Annotated in this window: 22 protein-coding genes; 15 read left to right on the top strand and 7 right to left on the bottom strand. The window is 66.8% G+C overall.

The features are described from left to right. Window positions 1–2: 2 nt before the first annotated feature. Complete coding sequence (msrA, locus tag ACR80S_RS11630; RefSeq protein ID WP_435399697.1) at window positions 3–533, top strand: peptide-methionine (S)-S-oxide reductase MsrA; 531 nt, start codon at window positions 3–5, stop codon at window positions 531–533. Window positions 534–554: 21 nt separating this feature from the next. Here the strand turns inward: msrA and ACR80S_RS11625 are convergent, their stop codons facing one another. Together ACR80S_RS11625 and pepQ are read right to left on the bottom strand one after the other, a co-directional pair. Then, window positions 555–1,589 carry a hydrolase gene (locus ACR80S_RS11625; protein WP_435399698.1) on the bottom strand — a complete coding sequence of 345 codons (1,035 nt, stop codon included), beginning with the start codon at window positions 1,587–1,589 and terminating at the stop codon, window positions 555–557. A gap of 7 nt (window positions 1,590–1,596) precedes the next feature. Further along, complete coding sequence (gene pepQ / locus ACR80S_RS11620) at window positions 1,597–2,892, bottom strand: Xaa-Pro dipeptidase (RefSeq protein ID WP_435403251.1); 1,296 nt, start codon at window positions 2,890–2,892, stop codon at window positions 1,597–1,599. Window positions 2,893–3,047: 155 nt separating this feature from the next. On the opposite strand from pepQ, the gene ACR80S_RS11615 reads away from it, so the two are divergent. Further along, window positions 3,048–3,539: a cytochrome c gene (locus tag ACR80S_RS11615; RefSeq protein ID WP_435403250.1), complete on the top strand. Its 492-nt coding sequence runs from the start codon at window positions 3,048–3,050 to the stop codon at window positions 3,537–3,539. Here ACR80S_RS11615 and can read toward each other — a convergent pair. Continuing rightward, window positions 3,536–4,183 carry a carbonate dehydratase gene (gene can / locus ACR80S_RS11610; RefSeq protein WP_435399701.1) on the bottom strand — a complete coding sequence of 216 codons (648 nt, stop codon included), beginning with the start codon at window positions 4,181–4,183 and terminating at the stop codon, window positions 3,536–3,538. The genes ACR80S_RS11615 and can overlap by 4 nt on opposite strands. A gap of 174 nt (window positions 4,184–4,357) precedes the next feature. Between can and gorA the strand changes: the two genes are divergently transcribed. The 4 genes from gorA to ACR80S_RS11590 all read left to right on the top strand — a co-directional run bounded on the left by gorA (window position 4,358) and on the right by ACR80S_RS11590 (window position 8,446). Beyond that, complete coding sequence (gene gorA, locus ACR80S_RS11605) at window positions 4,358–5,737, top strand: glutathione-disulfide reductase (protein ID WP_435399702.1); 1,380 nt, start codon at window positions 4,358–4,360, stop codon at window positions 5,735–5,737. 284 nt (window positions 5,738–6,021) lie between these two features. Next, window positions 6,022–6,600: a diaminobutyrate acetyltransferase gene (gene ectA / locus ACR80S_RS11600; protein ID WP_435399703.1), complete on the top strand. Its 579-nt coding sequence runs from the start codon at window positions 6,022–6,024 to the stop codon at window positions 6,598–6,600. Between the two features lie 95 nt (window positions 6,601–6,695). Further along, on the top strand, window positions 6,696–7,961 hold the full coding sequence (gene ectB / locus ACR80S_RS11595) for a diaminobutyrate--2-oxoglutarate transaminase (protein ID WP_435403249.1): 1,266 nt from the start codon (window positions 6,696–6,698) through the stop codon (window positions 7,959–7,961). Between the two features lie 89 nt (window positions 7,962–8,050). Continuing rightward, the gene (locus ACR80S_RS11590) at window positions 8,051–8,446 is read left to right on the top strand and encodes an ectoine synthase (protein ID WP_435399705.1); all 396 of its coding nucleotides are present in this window, start codon (window positions 8,051–8,053) and stop codon (window positions 8,444–8,446) included. Between the two features lie 89 nt (window positions 8,447–8,535). Here the strand turns inward: ACR80S_RS11590 and ACR80S_RS11585 are convergent, their stop codons facing one another. Continuing rightward, window positions 8,536–9,108: a DUF3833 domain-containing protein gene (locus ACR80S_RS11585; RefSeq protein ID WP_435403248.1), complete on the bottom strand. Its 573-nt coding sequence runs from the start codon at window positions 9,106–9,108 to the stop codon at window positions 8,536–8,538. 290 nt (window positions 9,109–9,398) lie between these two features. Here ACR80S_RS11585 and ACR80S_RS11580 point away from each other — a divergent pair, with 290 nt between their 5' ends. The 6 genes from ACR80S_RS11580 to yidD all read left to right on the top strand — a co-directional run bounded on the left by ACR80S_RS11580 (window position 9,399) and on the right by yidD (window position 14,135). After that, on the top strand, window positions 9,399–10,241 hold the full coding sequence (locus ACR80S_RS11580) for an ATP-dependent zinc protease family protein (RefSeq protein WP_435399707.1): 843 nt from the start codon (window positions 9,399–9,401) through the stop codon (window positions 10,239–10,241). Between the two features lie 43 nt (window positions 10,242–10,284). Then, window positions 10,285–11,790, top strand: a complete 1,506-nt coding sequence (locus ACR80S_RS11575) for a UUP1 family membrane protein (RefSeq protein ID WP_435403247.1) — start codon at window positions 10,285–10,287, stop codon at window positions 11,788–11,790. A 20-nt stretch (window positions 11,791–11,810) separates the two neighbouring features. Then, window positions 11,811–12,803 carry an alpha-L-glutamate ligase-like protein gene (locus tag ACR80S_RS11570; protein WP_435399709.1) on the top strand — a complete coding sequence of 331 codons (993 nt, stop codon included), beginning with the start codon at window positions 11,811–11,813 and terminating at the stop codon, window positions 12,801–12,803. A 67-nt stretch (window positions 12,804–12,870) separates the two neighbouring features. Continuing rightward, on the top strand, window positions 12,871–13,314 hold the full coding sequence (locus tag ACR80S_RS11565) for a transcriptional repressor (protein ID WP_435399710.1): 444 nt from the start codon (window positions 12,871–12,873) through the stop codon (window positions 13,312–13,314). Between the two features lie 26 nt (window positions 13,315–13,340). Further along, window positions 13,341–13,781, top strand: a complete 441-nt coding sequence (gene hisI / locus ACR80S_RS11560) for a phosphoribosyl-AMP cyclohydrolase (protein WP_435403246.1) — start codon at window positions 13,341–13,343, stop codon at window positions 13,779–13,781. 66 nt (window positions 13,782–13,847) lie between these two features. Next, entirely contained in the window at window positions 13,848–14,135 is a 288-nt protein-coding gene (yidD, locus tag ACR80S_RS11555; RefSeq protein WP_435403294.1) for a membrane protein insertion efficiency factor YidD, read from the top strand. A 20-nt stretch (window positions 14,136–14,155) separates the two neighbouring features. Here yidD and ACR80S_RS11550 read toward each other — a convergent pair whose 3' ends face one another. Together ACR80S_RS11550 and ACR80S_RS11545 are read right to left on the bottom strand one after the other, a co-directional pair. Next, window positions 14,156–14,581 (bottom strand): SufE family protein, encoded by a 426-nt coding sequence (locus ACR80S_RS11550; RefSeq protein ID WP_435403245.1) that lies wholly within the window; start codon window positions 14,579–14,581, stop codon window positions 14,156–14,158. A 27-nt stretch (window positions 14,582–14,608) separates the two neighbouring features. Continuing rightward, window positions 14,609–15,736: a tyrosine-type recombinase/integrase gene (locus ACR80S_RS11545; protein WP_435400083.1), complete on the bottom strand. Its 1,128-nt coding sequence runs from the start codon at window positions 15,734–15,736 to the stop codon at window positions 14,609–14,611. A 296-nt stretch (window positions 15,737–16,032) separates the two neighbouring features. On the opposite strand from ACR80S_RS11545, the gene ACR80S_RS11540 reads away from it, so the two are divergent. Then, the gene (locus tag ACR80S_RS11540; protein ID WP_435403244.1) at window positions 16,033–17,082 is read left to right on the top strand and encodes a DNA-binding protein; all 1,050 of its coding nucleotides are present in this window, start codon (window positions 16,033–16,035) and stop codon (window positions 17,080–17,082) included. A 32-nt stretch (window positions 17,083–17,114) separates the two neighbouring features. Here the strand turns inward: ACR80S_RS11540 and nfuA are convergent, their stop codons facing one another. Then, on the bottom strand, window positions 17,115–17,705 hold the full coding sequence (gene nfuA / locus ACR80S_RS11535; RefSeq protein ID WP_290909524.1) for a Fe-S biogenesis protein NfuA: 591 nt from the start codon (window positions 17,703–17,705) through the stop codon (window positions 17,115–17,117). A gap of 296 nt (window positions 17,706–18,001) precedes the next feature. On the opposite strand from nfuA, the gene metH reads away from it, so the two are divergent. Both metH and ACR80S_RS11525 read left to right on the top strand, forming a co-directional pair. Next, on the top strand, window positions 18,002–21,733 hold the full coding sequence (gene metH / locus ACR80S_RS11530; protein WP_435403243.1) for a methionine synthase: 3,732 nt from the start codon (window positions 18,002–18,004) through the stop codon (window positions 21,731–21,733). Window positions 21,734–21,790: 57 nt separating this feature from the next. Next, a partial coding sequence (locus ACR80S_RS11525) for an MATE family efflux transporter (protein ID WP_435403242.1) occupies window positions 21,791–22,365 on the top strand: 575 nt, incomplete at its 3' end.

Genomic DNA, 22,365 nt, shown 5'->3' with positions numbered 1-22,365 from the left:
ACATGGCGACAGAAACCTGTGTACTGGGCGGCGGCTGCTTCTGGTGCCTGGACGCCAGCTATCGCCTGGTGGAGGGTGTGGAACAGGTGGTGTGCGGCTATGCCGGGGGACAGGACCCGGCGCCGAGCTACGAGGCGGTCTGCCGAGGCACCACCGGCCACGCCGAGGTCGTGGAGCTGACCTATGACCCGGCGGTGATCGGCTTTCGCGACCTGCTGACGATCTTCTTCTCCCTGCACGACCCCACCACGCTCAACCGACAGGGCAACGACGTGGGCACCCAGTACCGCTCGGCGATCTTCACCCTGGATGAGGCCCAGGCGCAGCAGGCGCGAGAGATGATCGCCGAGCTGGCGAGGGACTATTCGGCCCCCATCGTCACCGAGGTGGTGCCCCTGGCGACCTTCCATCCCGCGGAGGCCTACCACCAGGACTACTTCACGAAGAACCCCGGCAACGCCTACTGCCAGTTCGTGATCCCCCCCAAGCGCCATAAGCTGGCCCAGCGCTTCGCTGACCGGCTGAAAGGCTGACGCGGGAAACTCGCGCCGGCGTCAGCGCCCCGGCGGCTCGCTCTCGACGGGCAGGCGACGGGGCCTACCGGCGAAGCTCGGCGCCCAGTCCTCGAGCTGGCGGCTCACCCGGCGCGCCAGCCAGGAGCGCAGCCGGCCGTCACGCCACTCCATGAAGCCCACGTGCCCACCGTGACGGGCAAGCTCGACCCGTACCGATTCGCCGGGCGGCGGCAGCCGGTCGAACAGGTCCGGCGGCATGAAGGGGTCGTCCTCAGCGTGGAGGATCAGGGTGGGCAGCTCGAGCTCGCCCAGCCAGCGCCCTGCGGAGGCGCGGCGGTAGTAGTCCTCCGCATCGAGAAAACCGTGCAGCGGCGCAGTGACAACGTCGTCATAGTCGCGCAGGGTGCGCAGCCGCCCCAGCCCCTCGGCGTCGAGATCCAGCGGGAAGTCTGCCAGCCGTCGAGCCACCTTGGCCTTGAGCGAGGAGAGCAGGTGCCGCTGGTAGACCCGCGTGAAGCCCTGCTGCAGGCAATCGGCGCTGGCGGCGAGATCCAGCGGGGCGCTGATGGCGATGGCGCCCGCCAGGTCGAGGCCATCGCCGCCCTGTTCGGCCACCAGCTTGACCAGCATGTTGGCGCCCAGCGAGACCCCCGCGGCCACCTTGAGCGCCCGGGGATAGCGCTGGGCCAGTTGGCCGATCAGCCAGTAGGCGTCGGCGGTGTCGCCGCTGTGGTAGGCCCGGGGCAGGCGGTTGGGCAGGCGGCCGCAACCGCGAAAGTGCATCAGCACCGCCCGCCAGCCCAGGGCGTCGGCCGCGGCCAGCAGCTCCCGGGCATAGGGGGAGTCGAAGGAGCCCTCCAGGCCGTGGAAGAGGATGAACAGCGGCGCGGCGGCATTCTCGGGACCCGGCGCCACCCAGGTTAGCTCCACGAAGTCACCGTCCGGCAGCGTCATCGTCTCCCAGCGGTGGGGCAGGCGGCGACGCGGCAGTAGACGAGGCAGCAGCGTCTGGAGGTGGCGGTTGGCCAGCCCGGCTGGGGGGACGAAGTCGGCGCAATGCAGCTGACCGATCATGGCGGACTCAGGGCTCCTGTGGGGTGAGGTTGACGGGGCCGTCGGCGGTCACCAGCACGTTGTCCTCGATGCGGATGCCACCGTGGTCGGCCAGGCGCTCCACCCGCCCCCAGTTCACCTCGGGGCGATGGCGATGGGCCTCGAGCAGCATGGGGATGAAATAGAACCCCGGCTCCATGGTGACCACCATGCCGGCCTCCAGTTCCCGGGTCAGGCGCAGCGCCGGGTGCTCGGCGGGCGGCGGCAGCGGGTGTCCGGCGGCGTTCACGCGGCCGGCCACATCGTGAACCTGCACGCCGAGCAGATGGCCGAGCCCATGGGGGCAGAAGGCGCGGGTCAGTCCGCTGGCCAGCACCGCCTCAGGGGAGGCGGTCACCAGTTGCTGCTCCACCAGCAGCGCCGCGAGGCCCTCGTGCATGCGCCGGTGCAGGGCCACATAGTCCACGCCGGGGGCGAGCGCAGCGATCAGCCGCCGCTGCAGTGCGGTGGCACCCTCGATCAGCGGCGCGAACTCGGGGTCGGCATCGCCTCCCGCCCAGGTGCGGGTGATATCGGCGCAGTAGCCGCGGTAGCGCCTGCCGCCATCCAGCAGCAGGCTTCGCCGCGCCGTCGGGGGCGCCTTGTCGTAGTGCTGATAGTGGAGCACGCCGCCGTGGGCGTTGAGCCCCACGATGTTGGGGTAGGGGAGCTCGCTCTCGCGCTGGCGGGCACCGCTCAGGTAGGCCAGCTGAATGTCGAGCTCCGCGCCGCCATGCTCGAACGCCTCACGCGCCGCCCGGTGACCGGCCATGGCGCGGTGGTTGGCCTCACGCAGGCAGCTCACCTCGTAGTCGCTCTTGCGTACCCTCAGCTCGTCCAGGGCGGCAAGCAGGCCAGGCGGATTGGCCTCGGCGACCAGCGCCCGCGCCATGTCGTCAGTTACGTCTCCTAGTACCGCGAAGCGCCCGGATGGCAGGACAGGGGGCTCGGTGGACTCGCGGGCCTCGACCCGGAAGCGCTCGATCCAAGGCTCCTCGGGCAGGCGGGCGGGCAGGTGCCAGAAGTCCGCCGGGGCATGCAGGGTAAGCGTCGGCGGCTTACCAGGGCGCACCAGCAGCCAGCTGTGAGCCAGCTGCGCTTGGCCGGTCCAGTGCACGAAGTGCCCGTAGGCGGCGAAGCTGGCGTGCTGGTCGTCGCCGAAATGACCGGCCGGCCGGCCGCTGTAGAGCAGCACGCCGTCGATGTCATGGGCCGCCAACACCTCGGCGTAGGCCTGGGCCAGGCCGTCCAGGTGGGCGTGCTGCTGGCGTTCAGAGTCCGTCATGGGGCCTGAAATATCCTTGCAGGGTGGGTGTGCCGAGACGCTTGCCTGACGCATTTCTGATGCAGTGTAGCCTTCCGTCCGGTCACTGGGCAGGGCAGACAGAGGCCGGTTCGGCTGGCATGATGCGCAGCGTCGATCATGGGGGAAAGAAGTTGATGCTGCGAAAATCGCTGATGGCCGTCTTGGCGCCGGGAATGGCCCTGGGACTGGCTCTGGGAGTAGCCGGCCCGCTTCAGGCCGAGACGCCCGCCGACGAGGGCCCGCTCTTCGAGGACCCTCGCCACGCCGTCACCTGGCGCCGCGAGGAGCTCAAGGGGATCGAGCGGTTGGTGCGCCAGCTGCGCTTCGATCTGGTCAACAATCGCGACGCCCAGGGCGCGGCGCCGCGACTGGAGGAGCTGGCCGAGCTTGCCAGCGGGGCGCATCTGCTGCCCGCCTTCATCGAAGGCAGCCACGGGCGCGGCTCCGAGGCCCGCGCGCGCATCTGGGAGGAGTGGGAGGAGTTCGAGGCCGGCTTCGCGGCCCTGGAGGAGCGGGTGTCGGCCCTGCGCGATGCCGCCGAGGCGGAGGACTACCGCCTGGCGACCCGCGAGCTGTCCGATCTCAGCCTGACCTGCCGCAGTTGCCACCGCCGCTACCGCTACTAGCCGGTCGGTGAGAGGCCCTCGATGCGATAGAGGGCCTCGATCTGGTCGAGCCCGAAGACGCTGCAGTTCAGATCCTTGACCCGGCCGTCCGCCAGTCCGTAGACCCAGCCGTGCACTGATACCTCTTGGCCGTGCTGCCAGGCGTGCTGGATGATCTTTGTGCGGCACAGGTTCATCACCTGGGCCTCGACGTTGAGCTCGCACATGCGATCCACCTGTTCGTCCAGGGGTAGCGACGCGAGGGAGTCGCGGTGGCGGCTGTAGAGCTCGCGCACCGAGTGCAGCCAGATGTCCACCATGCCGTTGTCGCCCCCGGCAACCGCCGCCCGCACCCCCCCGCAACCGTAGTGGCCGACCACCATGATATGGCGAACGCCCAGCACCTCGACGGCATACTGCAGCACCGAGAGGGCGTTGAGGTCGTTGTGGTGTACCAGGTTGGCCACGTTGCGGTGAACGAAGACCTCGCCCGGCGGCAGCGAGATGATCTGGTTGGCAGGTACGCGGCTGTCGGAGCAGCCGATCCACAGATAGTCGGGGTTCTGCTGCCGAGAGAGGCGGGCAAAGAACTCCGGGTCGTCGCGGCAGACCTGCTCGGCCCAGGCGCGGTTGTTCTCCAACAGGCCTTCGATTTCCTTCTTCATCGGGGGACGCTCGCATCAGGGGTGGGAGGGACGGCGGCCGTTCGACCATTGTCGGAGATTTTTACCCGGGCGACCCGGGCTGGGTCAAATCGACGCCTGCCGAGGCCTCGGCCCGACTGCTATCATGCCGCCACGATGTGTCGGGCCGCTGGCCCCCAGCAACAGGAGATTCCCGTGTCTGATAATTCCCAAGCCCAGTACCACTGGGACCTCTTCGTAATCGGCGCCGGCTCTGGCGGCGTTCGAGCGGCCCGCATGGCGGCCGCCACCGGAGCCCGGGTGGCCGTGGCCGAGGATCGCTATCTGGGCGGCACCTGCGTGAACGTGGGCTGCGTGCCCAAAAAGCTCTACTCCTATGCCGCCCATTTCCACGACGCCTTCGAGGACGCCGGCGGCTTCGGCTGGCAGCTGTCCGAGGCACCGCAGTTCGACTGGGCGACCCTGCGCGACAACAAGATCGGCGAGATCAAGCGCCTCAACGGCATCTATGCCCGCCTGCTGGAGGGTGCCGGGGTGCGCCTGATCCAGGGCCGAGCGCGCCTCCTTGACCCGCACACCGTCGAGGTGGCCGGCGAGACCCACAGCGCCGAGCGCATCCTGGTCGCGGTGGGCGGCTGGCCCTGGGTGCCGGAATTCCCGGGCAGCGACCTGGCCATGACCTCCAACGAGGTGTTCGATCTGGATACTTTCCCGAAGCGCTTTCTGGTGCTGGGCGGTGGCTATATCGCCGTGGAGTTTGCCAGTATCTTCAACGGCCTGGGCAGCGAGACTCACCTGATCCATCGCGGCGACCTGTTCCTGCGCGGCTTCGACCAGCAGGTGCGCGAGTTCACCCGGGACCAGATGGCCGCCAAGGGCGTCAACCTGCACTTCGAGACCAACATCGAGCGCATCGAGCAGGGCGAGGGTGGCCTGGCGGTGACCCTGACCAGCGGCGAGGTGCTCGAGGTGGATGCCGTGCTGGCCGCCACCGGGCGCCGGCCCCATCTCGAGGGGCTCGGCCTCGAGGCCCTGGGGGTCGATCTCGCCGACAGCGGCCACCTGAAGGTCAATGACCGCTTCGAGACCTCGCTGCCCTCGATCCTGGCGCTGGGCGATGTGACCGGCGGCCCCGAGCTGACCCCGGTGGCCCTGGCCGAGGCGATGCACCTGGTGGCCCACCACTTCGGCGACACACCACCGGCCGCGCCGCTGGACTACCGCAATATCGCCACCGCCGTGTTCTGCCACCCCAATATCGGTACCGTGGGGCTCTCCGAGGAGCAGGCCCGCCAGCAGTGCGGCGAGATCCGCGTCTATGCCACCGATTTTCGTCCCATGAAGCACACCCTGTCGGGAAGCCAGGAGCGCTGCCTGATGAAGCTGGTGGTGGACGATGCCAGCGACGTGGTGGTCGGCGCCCACATGGTGGGCGAGGAGGCCGGGGAGGTGATCCAGGGCATCGCCATCGCCGTGCGGGCGGGCCTGACCAAGGCCGACTTCGATGCCACCGTGGGCATCCACCCCACCGGCGCCGAGGAATTCGTCACCCTGCGCACGCCGACGCGTCGCTGATACCGGGCCGCGCCGATGCCGCCCGCATCACGGCAGCGGCCGTCGGGCCAGTCTCCGTGTGGCCCGACGACGTTAGGTCCCGCCACCGTCGCAAGGCTGGGCTAGACTGATCGGACGGAGGGCCGATCCCATCACGCGACCCGGCTCCGGCAGGCGATACCGCTGGCAGGGGCGGCAAGCTCCATAATTATTTGTTATGGAATAAGGCTTCCAAAATAATTAACAGTTTGAAATGTCGGCCCGCGCTGGTATAATCTATGTCAAATTCGCACAGCGAACCTGCCATGATGACAACGTCCGAACCCTTCACACCCTCCGCCGACCTGGCCCGCCCCAGCGTGGCGGACGCCGTGGTCGGCGCCGAGCGCGCGTCGCTGTTCATCCGCAAGCCCAACCCGGATGACGGCTGGGGCATCTACGAGTTGGTCAAGTCCTGCCCTCCGCTGGACGTGAATTCCGCCTACGCCTATCTGCTGCTGGCCACCCAATTTCGCGACAGCTGCGCCGTGGCCACCAACGAGGAGGGCGAGATCGTCGGCTTCGTTTCCGGATATGTGAAGAGCAACGCCCCGGATACCTACTTCCTGTGGCAAGTTGCGGTGGGCGAGAAGGCCCGCGGTACCGGCCTGGCCCGACGCCTGGTCGAGGCCGTCATGTCCCGCCCCGAGCTGGTCGAGGTGCATCACCTCGAGACCACCATCACCCCGGATAACCAGGCCTCCTGGGGGCTGTTTCGCCGCCTCGCCGATCGCTGGCAGGCGCCGCTCAACAGCCGCGAGTACTTCTCCACCGACCAGCTCGGCGGGGAACACGACCCGGAGAACCTGGTGCGCATCGGTCCCTTCCAGACCGATCGCATCTGATCCTCGAATGTAACGCCATGGCCGGTCCCGTGACCGGTCACGGCAAGCTTACGCCTTTATTCCCTTTCGACTCACCTACCGACAGGAGGTCGCCAATGCAGACCCAGATCCTCGAACGCATGGAATCCGACGTACGGACCTACTCACGCTCCTTCCCGGTGGTCTTTACCAAGGCCAAGAACGCCCGAATCACCGATGAGAACGGCCGCGAGTACATCGACTTCCTGGCCGGTGCCGGTACTCTCAACTACGGCCACAACAATCCCCAGATCAAGCAGGCCCTGCTCGACTACCTGGCCGAGGACAACATCATCCACGGACTGGACTTCTGGACCGAGGCCAAGCGCCACTACCTCGAGACCCTCGAGGAGGTAATCCTCAAGCCGCGCGGGCTCGACTACAAAGTCCAGTTCCCCGGGCCCACTGGCACCAACGCCGTGGAGGCCGCCATTCGCCTGGCGCGCAACGCCAAGGGCCGACACAACATCGTCACCTTTACCAACGGTTTCCATGGCGTGACCATGGGGGCTCTGGCCACCACCGGCAACCGCAAGTTCCGTGAGGCCACCGGCGGCGTGCCCACTGTGGGCGGCACCTTCCTGCCCTATGATGGCTACCTGGGCGAAGGCACCGACACCCTGGACTACTTCGAAAAACTGCTCACCGACAAGTCCGGTGGCCTCGATGTACCGGCCGGTGTGATCGTCGAGACCGTGCAGGGGGAGGGCGGCATCAATGCCTGCAGCCCGGAGTGGCTCAAGCGCCTGGAGCAGATCTGCCGGGCCCATGACATCCTGCTGATCGTCGACGACATCCAGGCGGGCTGTGGCCGCACCGGCAGGTTCTTCAGTTTCGAGGAGGCCGGCGTGGTGCCCGACATTGTCACCAACTCCAAGTCGCTCTCCGGCCTCGGCCTGCCGTTCGCCCAGGTGCTGATACGTCCGGAACTCGACGTCTGGAAACCGGGCCAGTACAACGGCACCTTCCGCGGCTTCGCGCTGGCCTTCACCACCGCCGCCGCCGCCCTGAACCACTACTGGCGCGACGACAGCTTCGCCAACGAGGTGCAGCGCAAGGGTGAAGTCGTCGCCGAGCGCTTCGGCAAGATCGCCGCCTGGCTGGGCACCAAGGGCATCGCGGCCAGCGTGCGCGGGCGCGGCCTGATGCGCGGCATCGACGTGGGCACCGGCGAGATCGCCGACAAGATCACCCACCAGGCCTTTGCGAACGGCCTGGTCATCGAGACCAGCGGCCAGGACGGCGAGGTGGTCAAGTGCCTCTGCCCGCTGACCATCACCGATGAGGATCTGCAGCAGGGTCTGGACATCCTGGAAGAGAGCGCCAGGCAGGCGCTGACCTGATAGTCTGAGACGACCGCCCTAGGGCGGTCTGTTCAACGACCGGTCGGCGAGGCCTATCGGTCTGACATCGACACCACTGGAGACCATCCATGATCGTTCGCAATCTCGAGGAATGCCGCAAGACTGACCGCCTGGTCAAGGCCGAGAACGGCAACTGGGACAGCACCCGGCTGAGCCTGGCCGACGACGGCGGCAACTGCTCCTTCCATATCACTCGGATCTACGAGGGGACCGAGACCCATATCCACTACAAGCACCACTTCGAGGCGGTCTACTGCATCGAGGGGGAAGGCGAAGTGGAGACACTGGCCGACGGCAAGATCTGGCCGATCAAGCCGGGCGACATCTATATCCTCGACCAGCATGACGAGCACCTGCTGCGTGCGTCCAAGACCATGCACCTCGCCTGCGTGTTCACGCCGGGCCTGACCGGCAAGGAAGTTCACCGCGAGGACGGCTCCTACGCGCCTTCCGACGAGGGCTGAGCCCAGGGGCTGCGCCTCAAGGCCGAGTCACACCAGAGCAGGATGACGCCCCCGGCGCCTTCGGTGCCGGGGGCGTCTGCGTTGGTATCTTATGAGTCGGTGTTGTCTAGATCGCTGCCCACGCGCTCGAAGACAAGGGTGATCCGCGCCAGGGTGATCCCGAACTTCTTCATGTCCGTGCGGTTGATCAGGCGGTCGTCCGGTTGCAGAAACATCCAGTCGTCCATGGTGAAAGTGATCTCGCGCCCCGAGACCTCCACGGGCAGCCGATAGGTCATGTTGAAGGCGTGGCCGGCCTGGCGGGCCTCCACGGGACCCTCGACATCATTGGCACTGCCTATCCAGCGGCCATCGCCCTGACGCTCGAAGGTCCAGACCCGGCGATCGGTCTCGCCGTCGTCATAGACGAAGTGCTCGTCGAGGACCAGGGTGGTGCCGTCATGCTCGCCATCGATGTCCACCACGAAGCGCCGTTGCACCTCGCCACGATAATCCTGGACGATGCCCCAGGCCCGGGTGCGGCCGTCGAAGTACTCGCCGATATCGAGCACCGGCGCGGAATCGGCATAATGGTCGACGTCGACGCTGCTGCAGCCGGCGAGCAGCAGGGGCAGGACCAACAGCGAGATCCACAGCGGATAAGATCGAAGTTTCCGATACATTGATCATTTCTCGTCAAATAGATGTACAGGTTATTTTCATCCTAGCCGCGGACGAGGCCCAGGACCAGCGAAAACTGGCAGGTCAAACAGCTGGATACTTCTTCGCTCCTTGATTCGCATAATGTATATTATGTTAAATCTAGTATGAACGCATGACCTCGCGGCCCTCTGGTGACACTTCTTCACCTGTATTGCCTCATTCTTCACACCCTTCTGCCCATCCCCGGTTGGACAAGCCTGCCAGCGACTCCTTATCATCACGCAACCAAACCAAGGATCCTCCCTGCCTCATGTCGCGACGCCTGCTCTCCACCGGTGCACTCTCTCTCGGTCTGCTGCTGATCGCCGGCTGCGCCATGCCCATCGAGCAAGTCGAGCCTGAGCCCGTGCTGAGCCCCGATGCATTTGCACTGCGCATCGACCGCCTGGAAACCGACCTGGGGGCCCGCTGTGACCTGCAGCAGTCGAGCTTTGCCGAACATGGGCGTCGTCAGGAGACTCTGGTGGCCGACGTGCGCGAGGTCGGCACCCTGGCGCGCCACCTGCGCGCCGACATCGAGCGACTGGAACGCGTCGAAAGCGAACCGACGACGATCGTCCAGGAGTGCGCCACCGATGAGCCCGCCCTGGGCACCAAGACCGTGGTGGGCCGCAGCGAATGGATCGGCCTGCCGGACGTGGGTACCTACCTCAAGGCGCGGGTCGACTCCGGCGCCAACACCTCATCGCTGTCGGCCAGCGAGATCACCCGCTTCGAGCGCGACGGCGCCAACTGGGTACGTTTCAAGCTGGGCCTCACCGATGACGACGTGGTGGTGGATGGCACAAGCGATGAGTGGATCGAGGCCCCGGTGGAACGCCGGGTACGCATCGTCCAGGCTGTTGGCGAAGACTCCCGCCCGGTGGTTAGCCTGATGATGACCCTGGGCCCGATCCGCGAACTCGTCGAATTCACCCTCAACGACCGCTCTCACCTCAACTATCCGGTGCTGCTCGGCCGGCGCTTCCTGATGGATATCGCGGTGATCGACGTTGCCGAAACCTACCTCCACGAGCGGCCCGAGTTCCCCGGCGGCCGCCCGGCCGACGAGGCCGAAGCCGATGAGAATGACCGGGACGACGAAGAGCGCTGAACTGCCCGGCCACGCCTCCTCCTGACCTCGCCAAGGAAGCTTCATGTCACGACTGCCCTTCTATCTGCTCGTCGGCCTGCTGCTGGTGGCCGGCATCGGCCTCAGCATCCATCGCCACATCAGCCTAGAGGTACCCTGGACCCCCGGCGAACAGCGCGAGGTCTGGGAGGTCGAGGCGCTGGTCAACTTCACCGCCCAGGACGGCCCGGTGCTGGTCAACATGGCGCTGCCCTCCAGCCAGCAGTCCTTTCGACTGCTCACCGAGCACACTGCCTCGCCGGGCTATGGCCTCGCCTTCCTGCAAGAGAACGGCGGCCGCCGCGCCCAGTGGTCGATCCGTGAGGCTTCCGGCAGTCAGCAGCTCTACTACACTACCCAGATGCTGGCGACCCCGGACGCCCGCCCTGTGCCCACAGGGCCCCCGGAGCTTCGCGGAGACATCCTCTGGGAGCGCCCCTACGATACCGCGGCTGCCCAGGTGATCGAACGCGCCTGGAATCGCAGTGCCGATGCTTTCACCTTCGCGCGTGAGCTGATCCGCGACTTCGGCGACGAGCGCCAGGGAGAGAATTCCCGCCTGCTGCTGACCCAGTTCGAGCGTGGTCCGCTGCTGGTGCGGCTGCTCAACCAGGCCGGCGTGCCGGCCAGGGAGGTCAGTGGCCTGCTACTGGAGGACGCTCGCCGCCGCCAGACCCTCAGTCAGTGGGTGCAGGTGTTCGACGGCGAGCGCTGGGCCCTGTTCGACCCGGCCACCGGCGAACAGGGGCGCCCCGACAATCTGCTGCTCTGGGAAGCCTCTGGCCAGGCGGTCCTCGAGGTCCAGGGGGGGACCAACTCGCGGGTCACCTTCTCGATGCTCAACCGCAACCAGCCGGCAGCCGCCGCGGTGCGCAGCCAGCTGGCCGAGGACACCCTGCTCAACTTCTCCATCCATAGCCTGCCCCTCGAGGAGCAGGCGCTGTTCCAGACCATCCTGCTGATTCCCATCGGCGCCCTGGTGGTGGTCATCCTGCGCATCCTGGTGGGGATCAAGACCTCCGGCACCTTCATGCCGGTGCTGATCGCCCTGGCCTTTATCCAGACCACCCTGATCACCGGGCTGGTCGGCTTCCTGCTGATCGTGGCGGTGGGCCTGGTGATCCGCAACTACCTCTCCTACCTCAACCTGCTGCTGGTGGCGAGGGTCACGGCGGTGATCATCACGGTGATCGCCATCATTTCGCTGTTCTCGGTGCTCGCCTACCGCTTCGGGCTCAATGCCGGGCTGACCATCACCTTCTTCCCGATGATCATCCTCTCCTGGACCATCGAGCGGATGTCAATCCTGTGGGAGGAGGAAGGGCCCCGGGAGGTGCTCATCCAGGGCGGCGGCAGCCTGCTCACCGCGGTGCTCGCCTTCCTGGCCATGACCAACCCCTGGGTGCGTCATATCACCTTCAACTTCCTGGGGGTGCAGATGATCCTGATGGCGCTGATCCTTCTGCTCGGCAACTACACCGGCTACCGACTGCTCGAGCTGCGACGCTTCAAGCCGATTACCGAGGATTGAGCGCCATGTGGAATTGGACGATGCGCAACTGGACCTCCCCCACAAAGTTGCGCGTAAAGGGCATCATCGGCATGAATCGGCGCAATATCCGCTATATCGGCCGCTACAACGATCGGCGCCTCTATCCACTGGTGGACGACAAGCTCAAGACCAAGTTGCTGGCCCAGGAGCACGGCATCACCACACCGGCCCTGATCGGCACCGTCGCCACCCAGTTCGGGGTCAAGCACCTGCGCGAGATGCTTCACGGCCACGATGGGTTCGTGATCAAGCCGGCCAAGGGCAGTGGCGGCAAGGGAATCCTGGTGATTGACCACGTCGACGACGGCGCCTTCGTCAAGCCCAGTGGCGTCCGGTTCACCCTCAAGGACGTCGAGCGTCACGCCTCCAATATCCTCTCGGGCCTCTACTCCCTGGGGGGTTCCCCGGACGTGGCGGTGGTCGAGGCGCTGATCAACTTCGACGAGCGGCTGGCGGAGTACACCTACGAGGGCGTTCCCGACATCCGCGTCATCGTCTTCCTCGGCTACCCGGTGATGGCGATGATGCGTCTCTCCACCGCGGCCTCGGACGGCAAGGCCAACCTGCACCAGGGCGCCGTGGGGGTGGGCCTGGATATCGCCACCGGCAACGCCATTCGCGGCGTGCAGTTCGACCGCACACGCCTCGATCACCCGGACACGGGCCACGAGCTGGCCAGCCTGCACATTCCCGACTGGCGCACCCTGCTGCTGCTGGCGGCCGGGTGCTACGAGATGACCGGGATGCTGGGCTATCTCGGCACCGACGTGGTGCTGGACCGCGACCACGGCCCCATGCTGCTGGAGCTCAACGCCCGGCCGGGCCTTGCCATCCAGATGGCCAACGGCGAGGGGCTGCGCCGTCGCCTCGACCTGATCGAGCGTCAGCCGCCGGGGGTTTCCCCCGAGGAACGGGTGGCCTTCGCCCAGCATCACTTCGCCCGCCGCAGCGAACTCGAGGCCAGCACCGAGGCGACCGCCGAGGCCCTCTGACGCCCGCTGGCCGGGTCGGGGTCCGGCGCGTAGAATAGCCCTTTCATTTCGCCAGTTGATGGTCGTCATGCCAGACTCCAGTGCCCTGCTCGACCAGGCAGCGCAGCAGTGCCAGCAGCGCGGCGCGCGCTTCACCCCGATCCGGCGGCGCGTGCTGGAGATGATCGCCGAGGCACCGGGCAGCCTGAAGGCCTACGACCTTCTCGACCGTCTGGCCGAGGAGCATGCCGCCGCCCGGCCGCCCACTGTCTACCGCGCCTTGGAGTTCTTGATCGACCAGGGCCTGGTGCATCGCATCGAATCGCTCAACGCCTATGTGGCTTGCCCCTGCCCGGAGCATGCCCACGGCTTCCAGCTGCTGATCTGCCGGCTGTGCGGGCGAGTCGAGGAGCTGCATCTGGACGACATCAACGCCCAGCTCTCGCGGCGGGCCCATGACCTGGGCTTCCGCGTGGAACGCCAGACCATTGAACTGCTCGGCCACTGCGAGGCGTGCCACGCCGCCCCCTGAGCCGACCCCAGCCGACCGGACCCGCCATGCAAGCTACCTTCAAGGCCCTCGAACGGGCCGAATGCGACAGCCGCTACCCCCTGGCCGAGATCCTCGATGCCGCACGCTTCAACGCCGACGGCCTCCTCCCCGCCATCGCCCAGCAGCATGACTCGGGCGAGGTGCTGATGATGGCCTGGATGAATCGAGAGGCACTGGACGAGACCCTGCACAGCGGCCGCGTCTGCTACTGGTCTCGCTCACGGGGCAAGCTGTGGCGCAAGGGCGAGAGCTCCGGCCAGCAACAGCACCTGAAGGGCGCCGCTCTGGACTGCGACGGCGACACCCTGTTGCTGCAGGTGGATCAGACCGGCCCCGCCTGCCATTCCGGTCGGCGTAGTTGTTTTTACGTGGCCCTGGAGGGCGACGAGGCACGCATCACCACGGCCCCGCTGATCGATCCAGATGCCCTCTACGGCAAGGCCTGAGTGTCCTGCCTCGCCGCCTGGCTGGCCCGGCTGCTGCGCGCCCTACGCCGCGGCCTCGGCTGGCTGATGATCGGCCTGGTCAGGGTCTACCAGGTGACGCTGAGCCCGCTGCTCGGACCCCGTTGCCGGTACTGGCCAAGCTGCTCGAGCTATACGGTGGAGGCGATCCAGGTCCATGGCCCGCTCAGAGGCGGGCTGATGGCCGCAAGGCGCATCGCTCGCTGCCATCCCGGCGGCGAAGGCGGTATCGACCCGGTGCCCGGCGGACCCAGCGAGCAACTCTGCCGCGATGACCCGGAACTGGACGAGCACTTCAGGCCGCGGGAGTCGGAGGACGACTCCCGCATCCGTTGAGCCCCGGGTGCGTCAAGCCGTCAGGCGGCCTCCTGCTCGGCCACCTCGTAGATGCGCTTGAGCATGGCGTTCAGGCCATTGCTGCGAGTCGGCGAGAGGTGCTTGTCGAGCCCCAGGTCGGCGAGGAAGTGCGGGCCGGTGCCACGGATCTCGGCGGCGGTCCGGTCGCTGTAGATGCGCATCAGTACCGCGATCAACCCCGAGACGATGGCGGCATCGGAGACGGCGTCGAAGTGGATCCGCTCGCCATCGCGCTCATGGCGCATCCAGACATTGGACTGGCAGCCCTGGATCTTGAGCTCCTCGCGCTTCCACGCCTCGGGGAAGTCCGGCAGCGCCTTGCCCATGTCGATGATGTACTGGTAACGGTCCATCCAGTTGTCGAACATCTCGAATTCTTCAATCAGCGCCTGCTGCGCCTGCTCGGCGGTGGCTTCGGTCGTCATGGGGTCTCCTTCTGGTCGATGGCGTGATTATACCGGCTCGTCGCGGTCTGCGTCCGCCCCAAGGCGGTGCAGGGATTGCTGGTGGTGCCAGGCCTCGTCCTCGGCGTGAAGGTAGCGGGCGGTGGTATCCAGGCGCGAGTGGCGCGCCGTGGCGGCCAGGTAGCGCAGCTCCACCCCGGCCTGGGCCTGATGGGTCAGCGCCGTGTGGCGCAGCCAGTGGGGCGTGGCGGCGCGCAGGCGCATCGCCCAGGGCCGGCCACCCTCCCCCTGCTCCGCCTCCAGCGTGTCGGCCGCCTCGCGAAAGGCGTCACGGATCAACCGATAGAGCCGGTTGTCACCCAGGCCACGCCGGCCATCCAGGGCGCGCAGCAGGGGCGTGGCGTCATCCGGTAGCGGCTCCGGGGCGAGCCCCAGACCCACGCGCCACTCCGTCAGCAGCGCCGCCATGTCCGGCGGTACCGGAATCACCGCCGTCTTGTTGCCCTTCCCCGTGACCCGCCACCACCAGCGCCCCTCGCGGCGCTGGAAGTCCCCCATGTACGCCGCGCTCATCTCCCCGATGCGCGGGGCCAGCAGATAGGCAAAACCAAACACCAGTCGCCGGCGCCGATGCTCGAAGCGCTGTCGTGGCGACGCGCCCTCCTCCGCCGGCCGGTTGAGCTCCCTGTTCAGCCAGGCCCAGAACCACGCCCACAGCGGGCGCTCGAGATAGCGCTCGATGCCGCCCTGGCGGTTATCCAGCCGCCGGCGCTTGTCGCGCATCAGCCGGAAGGGGTTGTGGGCCACCCAGCCCGCCTCGGCGAGCCAGGCGAACATTCCCTGCAGAATCACTAGAGACTGGCGGCGACTGGCCGGTGCCAGGGGCCCGCGAAAGGGCCGCCACTCCTCGGCGTGACGCGGCCTGGGCGGCCCGATCCAGCGCTCCCGGGGCCTGGGATCCGCCAGGAAGGCCTCGAAGGCAACCAGGTGGTCGCGCCTCACCCCGGCCAGGCCCAGGCCCTGCTCGGCGAGCCACAGCAGCAGGCGCTCGGCCTCCCGCCGATAGGCGCGCTGGGTCTGAAGGCTTGCCCGATACTCGGTGAGCCACTGGCCCACCGCCTCCACGTCGCTGCCCGCCGCAATACGGCTGCCCTGCCCTCGCGTCGTCTCCGGCATCGACTCTGCGTAATACCGCGTCAGCGCCTGGTGCGTCTCAACGATCGGCTCGTCCATATCTCCCCTGCCTCCCCCTGCCTGCATTTCCCTGCCGGCCAGTATCCCGCTGCATTTCCCATAAAATCAAGATAAGCCGCGTAATCTTGATTTTATGCTTAATATCATTATGTTTTTTACGTATTACGTTTTATGTAATTATATTCCCATTCGGCCCTTCTCGAGCTATGCTGCGCCCTTCACGGCCGTGCCAGGGCGCCCAACCCCGCGCCGGCCTGTATCGAGCAAGGAGCAGAGAGATGGCACGCAGCGGTGTGCAGTACGAGGACGTACAGCGGGCGGTCGATGTCCTGATGGCGCGGGACGAGTCACCCAGCGTGCAGAAGGTGCGTGAAGTGCTGGGCACCGGCAGCTTCACCACCATCAGCGACCACCTGCGAGAATGGCGCACCCGGCGCGAGGAGAACCGCGACGTGCCCCCGCCCCGTGGCATGCCGGGCGCCCTGCAGGAGCTGGCGGAGGGGCTGTGGCAGAAGGCCCAGGAGAGCGCCAACGAGTCGCTGATCCATTACCGCGTGGAAGCCGACCGCCGCGTCGAGGAGGCCGAGGCACGTATCGCCGAGGCCCGCCGTCAGGCCGAGGATGCCGAGCAGCGCGAATCCGCCCTGGCGGCCCACCTGGCCACCACCGGACAGCGCCTCGAAGAGCGCAACACGGCCCTGGCCCGCGCCGAGTCGCAGCGGGAGCAGCTCGACGAGGCGGCCCGCCGCCTGGAGACTCGGCACGCCGAGTTGGAGGGATTGCTTGAGCGGATTCGCAGCGAGATAGCCCAGCAGGCGAGCGAGCACCAGCAGGCCGTGGAAAACCTGGAGGCCCGGCAGCGAGAGCGTCTGGCCAGAGAGGAGCAGCGCCACGAGAGCGCCGAGGCCCGGCTGATGGGATTGCTGGACGAGGCCCGCCAGGAGCGCCTGGCGGGCGAGAAGGCCGCTGCGGAGCGGGAGAAGCAAGCCGGTGCGCGCCTGGAGCGCCTGGAGCAGCAGCTCATGGAAGCGCGCGGACAGCTGGCCGAGGAGGAGAAGCGCCAGAGGGAGACCGACTGGGCACGTCGTCAGGCCGAGACCCTGGCCGATACCCGCCAGCACGAGCAGGCCCTGCTGCAGGCGCGCATCGATGAACAGAAGCGCATGCTGGAGGAGCAGACCCACCGCCTGCGCGACCTGGAGCAGCAGCTCCACCACTGCCTGTGGCAGACCCCGGCTACGCATGGGAGAGAGGAAAAAGAAAGAGAAGAAGAGAACACCGAGAACGATGAAGGCCCCGCCGCAGCGGAGCCTTCAGAGACAACTTGATGCCCGGGTGGCTGGCCGAGCAGACGCCCGGCCTACCTGTAGTAGGCGTTGGTGGTGTCCGTATGGTCGGTCACGTCGCGAATACCGGCCAGTTCCGGAATACGCTCCATCAGTGTCTTCTCGACGCCCTCCTTGAGGGTCAGGTCCACCGCCGCACAGCCCTGGCAGCCGCCGCCGAAGGCCAGCACCGCCACCTGCTCGTCGGTGAGCTGCACCAGCTTGATCTCGCCGCCGTGGGCGGCAAGACCGGGATTGATCTCGCTGTAGAGGATGTAGTTGATGCGATCCTCCATGGGACTGTCGGCGTTGACCTTGGGCATCTTGGCGTTGGGCGCCTTGATGGTCAGCTGGCCGCCCATGCGGTCCTTGTTGAAGTCGACCACCGCTTCCTCGAGAAACGGCAGGCTGTTCTTGTCCAGGTGGACCGACAGCTTGGGCAGCTCGAGACGCTCGTCGGTGGGCTCCTCCTCACCGGGCCGGCAATAGGCCAGGCAGGTCTCGGCGTAGGGAGTGCCGGGCTGGGTGATGAAAATGCGCACGGCAATACCCTCGACATTCTGCTTCTCGAGCAGCTCGGCGAGGTAGTCCTGGGCACTATCGGTGATCTGGATCGGGTTGCTCATGGTGTTCTCGCTGGTCGGGCTGCGGCCTGGGGAGGTTCCTTCGCCAGGCCGCGCATCAGGGTTTGGCTATCCCCATGGTAAGACAGCGGACCGGAGCTGACAATCCCGAGTGAATTGGTTGGTCTTTGTGCCGCGGCCTGCCCCTGGGCAGCGCCTTTTGGTAACATGGCCGCCATTCCTGGCCGCCCCAATGCAAAGACAGCTGTGCGAGACAGCTGCGCGAGACAGAAGACGCCCCGAGGCGTCCGAGCGGCCCTGCCCCTGGATGCGACTTTCGCTGGAGACTAGACCTGCCCATGGCCGCCCTTCCCACTGCCCAGACCGCCTCCCTGATCGATAGCCTCAACGAGCGGATTCTCATGCTCGATGGCGGCATGGGCACCATGCTCCAGAATGCCGGCCTCTCCGAGGCCGATTTCCGCGGGGATCGTTTCGCCGACTGGCCCTCCGACCTCAAGGGCAACAACGACCTGCTGGCGCTCACCTGCCCTGAGCTTGTGACGCGTATCCACCGCGAGTACCTCGAGGCCGGTGCCGACATCGTCGAGACCAATACCTTCAACAGCACTCGCCTCTCCCAGGCCGACTACGGCATGGAAGCGCTGGTGGTGGAACTCAACCGAGAGGCCGCCCGCCTGGCACGCCAGGTGTGTGACGCCGTGGCCGCCGAGACCGGCGTGCCCCGCTACGTGGCCGGGGTGCTCGGCCCCACCTCGCGTACCGCGTCGCTCTCACCGGATGTCAACGACCCGTCCAAGCGCAACGTGACCTTCGATGCGCTGCGTGAGAACTACTATGAGGCCGCCGAGGCCCTGATCGAGGGCGGCAGCGACCTGATCCTGATCGAGACCATCTTCGATACGCTCAACGCCAAGGCGGCGATCTACGCCCTGGAGGCGCTGTTCGAGGATCGCGGCGAACGCCTGCCGGTGATGATCTCCGGCACCATCACCGACGCCTCCGGCCGCACCCTCTCCGGCCAGACCACCGAGGCCTTCTGGAACTCGGTGCGCCATGCCCGACCGCTCAGCGTCGGCCTCAACTGTGCGCTGGGGGCCGAGGAACTGCGCTCCTACGTGGAGGAGCTGTCCACCAAGGCGGACACCTTCGTTTCCGCCCACCCCAACGCCGGTCTGCCCAATGAGTTTGGCGAGTACGACCAGACCCCCGAGGAGATGGCGGCCATCGTCGCCGAGTTCGCCCAGAGCGGCCTGGTCAACATTATCGGCGGCTGCTGCGGCAGCACCCCGGAACACATCGCGGCTATCCATCGGGCGATCCAGGGCCTGACGCCGCGTCGGGTGCCGGAGATCCCCAAGGCCTGTCGCCTGTCGGGCCTGGAGCCCTTCAACATCGACGCCGGCTCGCTGTTCGTCAACGTTGGCGAGCGCACCAATGTCACCGGCTCGGCCCGCTTCAAGCGCCTGATCGTGGAGGAGGACTTCACCACCGCCCTGGAGGTGGCCCTCGAGCAGGTGGAGAACGGCGCCCAGGTGATCGACATCAACATGGACGAGGGGATGCTCGAGTCCCAGGAGGCCATGGTGCGCTTCCTGAACCTGATCGCCGGCGAGCCCGACATCGCCCGGGTGCCGATCATGATCGACTCCTCAAAGTGGGAGATCATCGAGGCGGGCCTGAAGTGTGTGCAGGGCAAGGCCGTGGTCAATTCGATCTCCATGAAAGAGGGTGAGGAGGCCTTCCGCGAGCAGGCCACCATCTGCCGCCGCCATGGTGCCGCCGTGGTGGTGATGGCCTTCGACGAGACCGGCCAGGCCGACACCTTCGCGCGCAAGATCGAGATCTGCCAGCGGGCCTACCGCATCCTGGTCGACGAGATCGGCTTCCCGGCGGAAGACATCATCTTCGACCCCAACATCTTCGCCATCGCTACCGGCATCGAGGAACACGACAACTACGCCGTGGACTTCATCGAGGCGACCCAGTGGATTCGCGAGCACCTGCCCCACGCCCTGGTTTCCGGGGGGGTCTCCAACGTGTCGTTTTCCTTCCGCGGCAACAACCCGGTGCGCGAGGCGATCCACTCGGTGTTCCTCTTCCACGCCATCCGCGCGGGTCTGCGCATGGGGATCGTCAATGCCGGCCAGCTGGCGGTCTACGATGATCTGCCCGAGGAACTGCGCGAGGCGGTCGAGGACGTGGTGCTCAATCGCCGCGCCGACAGCACCGAGCGGCTGGTGGATCTCGCCGACAAGTACAAGGGCGACGGATCGGGGCCGGCCAAAAAGGAGGACCTCGAGTGGCGCTCCTGGCCGGTCAACAAGCGCATCGAGCATGCCCTGGTCAAGGGCGTGACCGTCTATATCGAGGAGGACACCGAGGAGGCGCGTGCCGCCGCGGCGCGTCCCATCGAGGTGATCGAGGGCCCGCTGATGGATGGCATGAACGTGGTCGGCGACCTGTTCGGCGCCGGCAAGATGTTCCTGCCCCAGGTGGTCAAGTCGGCTCGCGTGATGAAGCAGGCAGTGGCCTACCTGATCCCCTACATCGAGGAAGAGAAGCGTGAGCTGGCCCAGGGCGAGAGCCAGGCGAAGGGCAAGATCGTCATGGCCACGGTCAAGGGCGACGTCCATGACATCGGCAAGAACATCGTCGGCGTGGTCCTGCAGTGCAACAACTACGAGGTGATTGACCTCGGCGTGATGGTGCCGGCGGAGAAGATTCTGCAGGCAGCCAGGGCCGAGAACGCCGATATCATCGGCCTCTCCGGGCTGATCACTCCGTCGCTGGACGAAATGGTCCACGTCGCCAAGGAGATGCAGCGCCAGGGCTTCACCCTGCCGCTGCTGATCGGCGGCGCCACCACCTCCAAGGCCCACACCGCGGTCAAGGTCGAGCCCGGCTACGCGCATCCGGTGATCTATGTGCCCGATGCCTCCCGGGCCGTGGGCGTGGCCGGCAAGCTGCTCTCTCCCGGCCTCAAGGAGGCCTATGTCGCCGACATCCGCAGCGAGTACGAGCAGGTGCGCGAGCGCAACGCCAAGCGACGCCCCAAGGCCGCCGATCTCAGCTATGCCGAGGCCCGGGCGCGCAAGTTCACCATCGACTGGACGCGCTACACCCCGCCACAACCGACCATGACCGGCCTTCAGGTGTTCAAGGAGTACGACCTCGCCGAGCTGGTCGAGCACATCGACTGGACGCCCTTCTTCATGAGCTGGCAGCTGGCCGGCAAGTACCCGAAGATCCTCGACGATCAGGTGGTCGGCGAGGCGGCTCGCAACCTGTTCGCAGACGCCCAGGCGATGCTCGCCAAGCTGATCGACGAGAAGCGGGTACGAGCACGCGGGGTGATCGGCATCTGGCCGGCCAACACCGTCGATGACGACGTCATCGAGGTCTACGCCGACGAGTCGCGCCAGGCAGTGATCGAGCGGCTGCACCATATCCGCCAGCAGAGCACCAAGAACCGCGACGGGGTCTGCTACAGCCTTGCCGACTTCATCGCGCCCCGTTATGACGACCACGGCGTGCCGAGCGGCAAGCCCGACTGGATAGGCGGCTTCGCGGTCACCGCCGGGCATGGCGTGGAGGAGCTGGCCGAGCACTACAAGGCCGCCGGTGACGACTATAACGCTATCATGGTGCAGGCCCTCACCGACCGCCTGGCAGAGGCCTTCGCCGAGCGCATGCACGAGCGGGTGCGCAAGGAGATCTGGGGCTATGTGCCGGAAGAAACCCTGGACAACGACGACCTGATCGCCGAGAGGTACCAGGGCATCCGCCCGGCCCCCGGCTACCCGGCCTGCCCGGACCATACCGAGAAGGCCACCCTGTTCCGCCTGCTCGACGCCGAGGCCAACAGCGGCCTGACCCTCACCGAGAGCTTCGCCATGTGGCCGGCGGCGGCCGTGGCCGGGTGGTATTTCTCGCAACCCCAGTCGAAGTACTTCGCCACCGGCAAGATCACCCGCGATCAGGTCGAGGCCCTGGCCGTGCGCAAGGGCATGACCCTGGCCGAGATGGAGCGCTGGCTCTCGCCGGTGCTCTCCTACGACCCGGCCTGACCGGGCATGCCAGCTGCCAGTGGGCCCGCCGGACGGGCCCCGACCCGACGGACGCCCATGCTCCCCGAGCCCACTCGACGCCAGACGATCCTGCGCCTCGCCCTGCCGATCATCGCCGGCATGCTCTCCCAGAGTCTGATCAACCTGATCGATGCCGCCATGGTGGGGTCCCTGGGCGAGGAACCCCTGGCCGGCGTCGGCATCGGCGGCTATGCGATGTTCCTGATCACCGCCCTGGTGTTCGGCCTCTCCTCCGGTGTCCAGGCCCAGACTGCCCGCCGCCATGGCGCAGAGGCCTGGGATAACCGCGCTGTGCCGTTGAATGCGGGGCTGGTGATCGCGGTCATCGCCTCGCTGCCCATCACGGCGCTCTGCCTGTGGCAGGCGCCCCGCCTGCTGGCACTGATCAATCAGGACCCGGCGGTGAATGCGGTGGCGGTGGAGTACTTCCGCTGGCGCGTCCTGTCGCTGGTCGCCGTGGCGATGATCTTCTGCTTTCGCGGCTACTGGAACGGCATCCAGCAGACCGGCATCTACCTGCGCATCATCCTGATGATGCACGCCATCAATGTGGCGGCGAGCCTGGCGTTGATCTTCGGCTATCTGGGCCTGCCCGCCATGGGGGCCGCCGG

The sequence above is a fragment of the Halomonas salsilacus genome, assembly GCF_051216275.1.
Taxonomy (GTDB): Bacteria; Pseudomonadota; Gammaproteobacteria; order Pseudomonadales; family Halomonadaceae; genus Halomonas.
Note: the sequence above shows the minus strand (reverse complement) of the source record. Positions and strands in the feature narration are given on the sequence as shown.

What these genes read in the sequence shown, in the direction of transcription:
- ectB (WP_435403249.1), top strand. Translation starts at nt 6,696, where the DNA reads ATGCAGACCCAGATCCTCGAACGCATGGAATCCGACGTACGGACCTAC.
- ACR80S_RS11625 (WP_435399698.1), bottom strand. Translation starts at nt 1,589, where the DNA reads ATGATCGGTCAGCTGCATTGCGCCGACTTCGTCCCCCCAGCCGGGCTG.
- msrA (WP_435399697.1), top strand. Translation starts at nt 3, where the DNA reads ATGGCGACAGAAACCTGTGTACTGGGCGGCGGCTGCTTCTGGTGCCTG.
- ACR80S_RS11565 (WP_435399710.1), top strand. Translation starts at nt 12,871, where the DNA reads ATGCCAGACTCCAGTGCCCTGCTCGACCAGGCAGCGCAGCAGTGCCAG.
- yidD (WP_435403294.1), top strand. Translation starts at nt 13,848, where the DNA reads ATGATCGGCCTGGTCAGGGTCTACCAGGTGACGCTGAGCCCGCTGCTC.
- ACR80S_RS11615 (WP_435403250.1), top strand. Translation starts at nt 3,048, where the DNA reads ATGCTGCGAAAATCGCTGATGGCCGTCTTGGCGCCGGGAATGGCCCTG.
- ACR80S_RS11575 (WP_435403247.1), top strand. Translation starts at nt 10,285, where the DNA reads ATGTCACGACTGCCCTTCTATCTGCTCGTCGGCCTGCTGCTGGTGGCC.
- ACR80S_RS11540 (WP_435403244.1), top strand. Translation starts at nt 16,033, where the DNA reads ATGGCACGCAGCGGTGTGCAGTACGAGGACGTACAGCGGGCGGTCGAT.
- ACR80S_RS11580 (WP_435399707.1), top strand. Translation starts at nt 9,399, where the DNA reads ATGTCGCGACGCCTGCTCTCCACCGGTGCACTCTCTCTCGGTCTGCTG.
- metH (WP_435403243.1), top strand. Translation starts at nt 18,002, where the DNA reads ATGGCCGCCCTTCCCACTGCCCAGACCGCCTCCCTGATCGATAGCCTC.
- pepQ (WP_435403251.1), bottom strand. Translation starts at nt 2,892, where the DNA reads ATGACGGACTCTGAACGCCAGCAGCACGCCCACCTGGACGGCCTGGCC.
- hisI (WP_435403246.1), top strand. Translation starts at nt 13,341, where the DNA reads ATGCAAGCTACCTTCAAGGCCCTCGAACGGGCCGAATGCGACAGCCGC.
- ACR80S_RS11590 (WP_435399705.1), top strand. Translation starts at nt 8,051, where the DNA reads ATGATCGTTCGCAATCTCGAGGAATGCCGCAAGACTGACCGCCTGGTC.
- ACR80S_RS11585 (WP_435403248.1), bottom strand. Translation starts at nt 9,108, where the DNA reads ATGTATCGGAAACTTCGATCTTATCCGCTGTGGATCTCGCTGTTGGTC.
- ectA (WP_435399703.1), top strand. Translation starts at nt 6,022, where the DNA reads ATGATGACAACGTCCGAACCCTTCACACCCTCCGCCGACCTGGCCCGC.
- ACR80S_RS11550 (WP_435403245.1), bottom strand. Translation starts at nt 14,581, where the DNA reads ATGACGACCGAAGCCACCGCCGAGCAGGCGCAGCAGGCGCTGATTGAA.
- ACR80S_RS11570 (WP_435399709.1), top strand. Translation starts at nt 11,811, where the DNA reads ATGCGCAACTGGACCTCCCCCACAAAGTTGCGCGTAAAGGGCATCATC.
- nfuA (WP_290909524.1), bottom strand. Translation starts at nt 17,705, where the DNA reads ATGAGCAACCCGATCCAGATCACCGATAGTGCCCAGGACTACCTCGCC.
- ACR80S_RS11545 (WP_435400083.1), bottom strand. Translation starts at nt 15,736, where the DNA reads ATGCCGGAGACGACGCGAGGGCAGGGCAGCCGTATTGCGGCGGGCAGC.
- can (WP_435399701.1), bottom strand. Translation starts at nt 4,183, where the DNA reads ATGAAGAAGGAAATCGAAGGCCTGTTGGAGAACAACCGCGCCTGGGCC.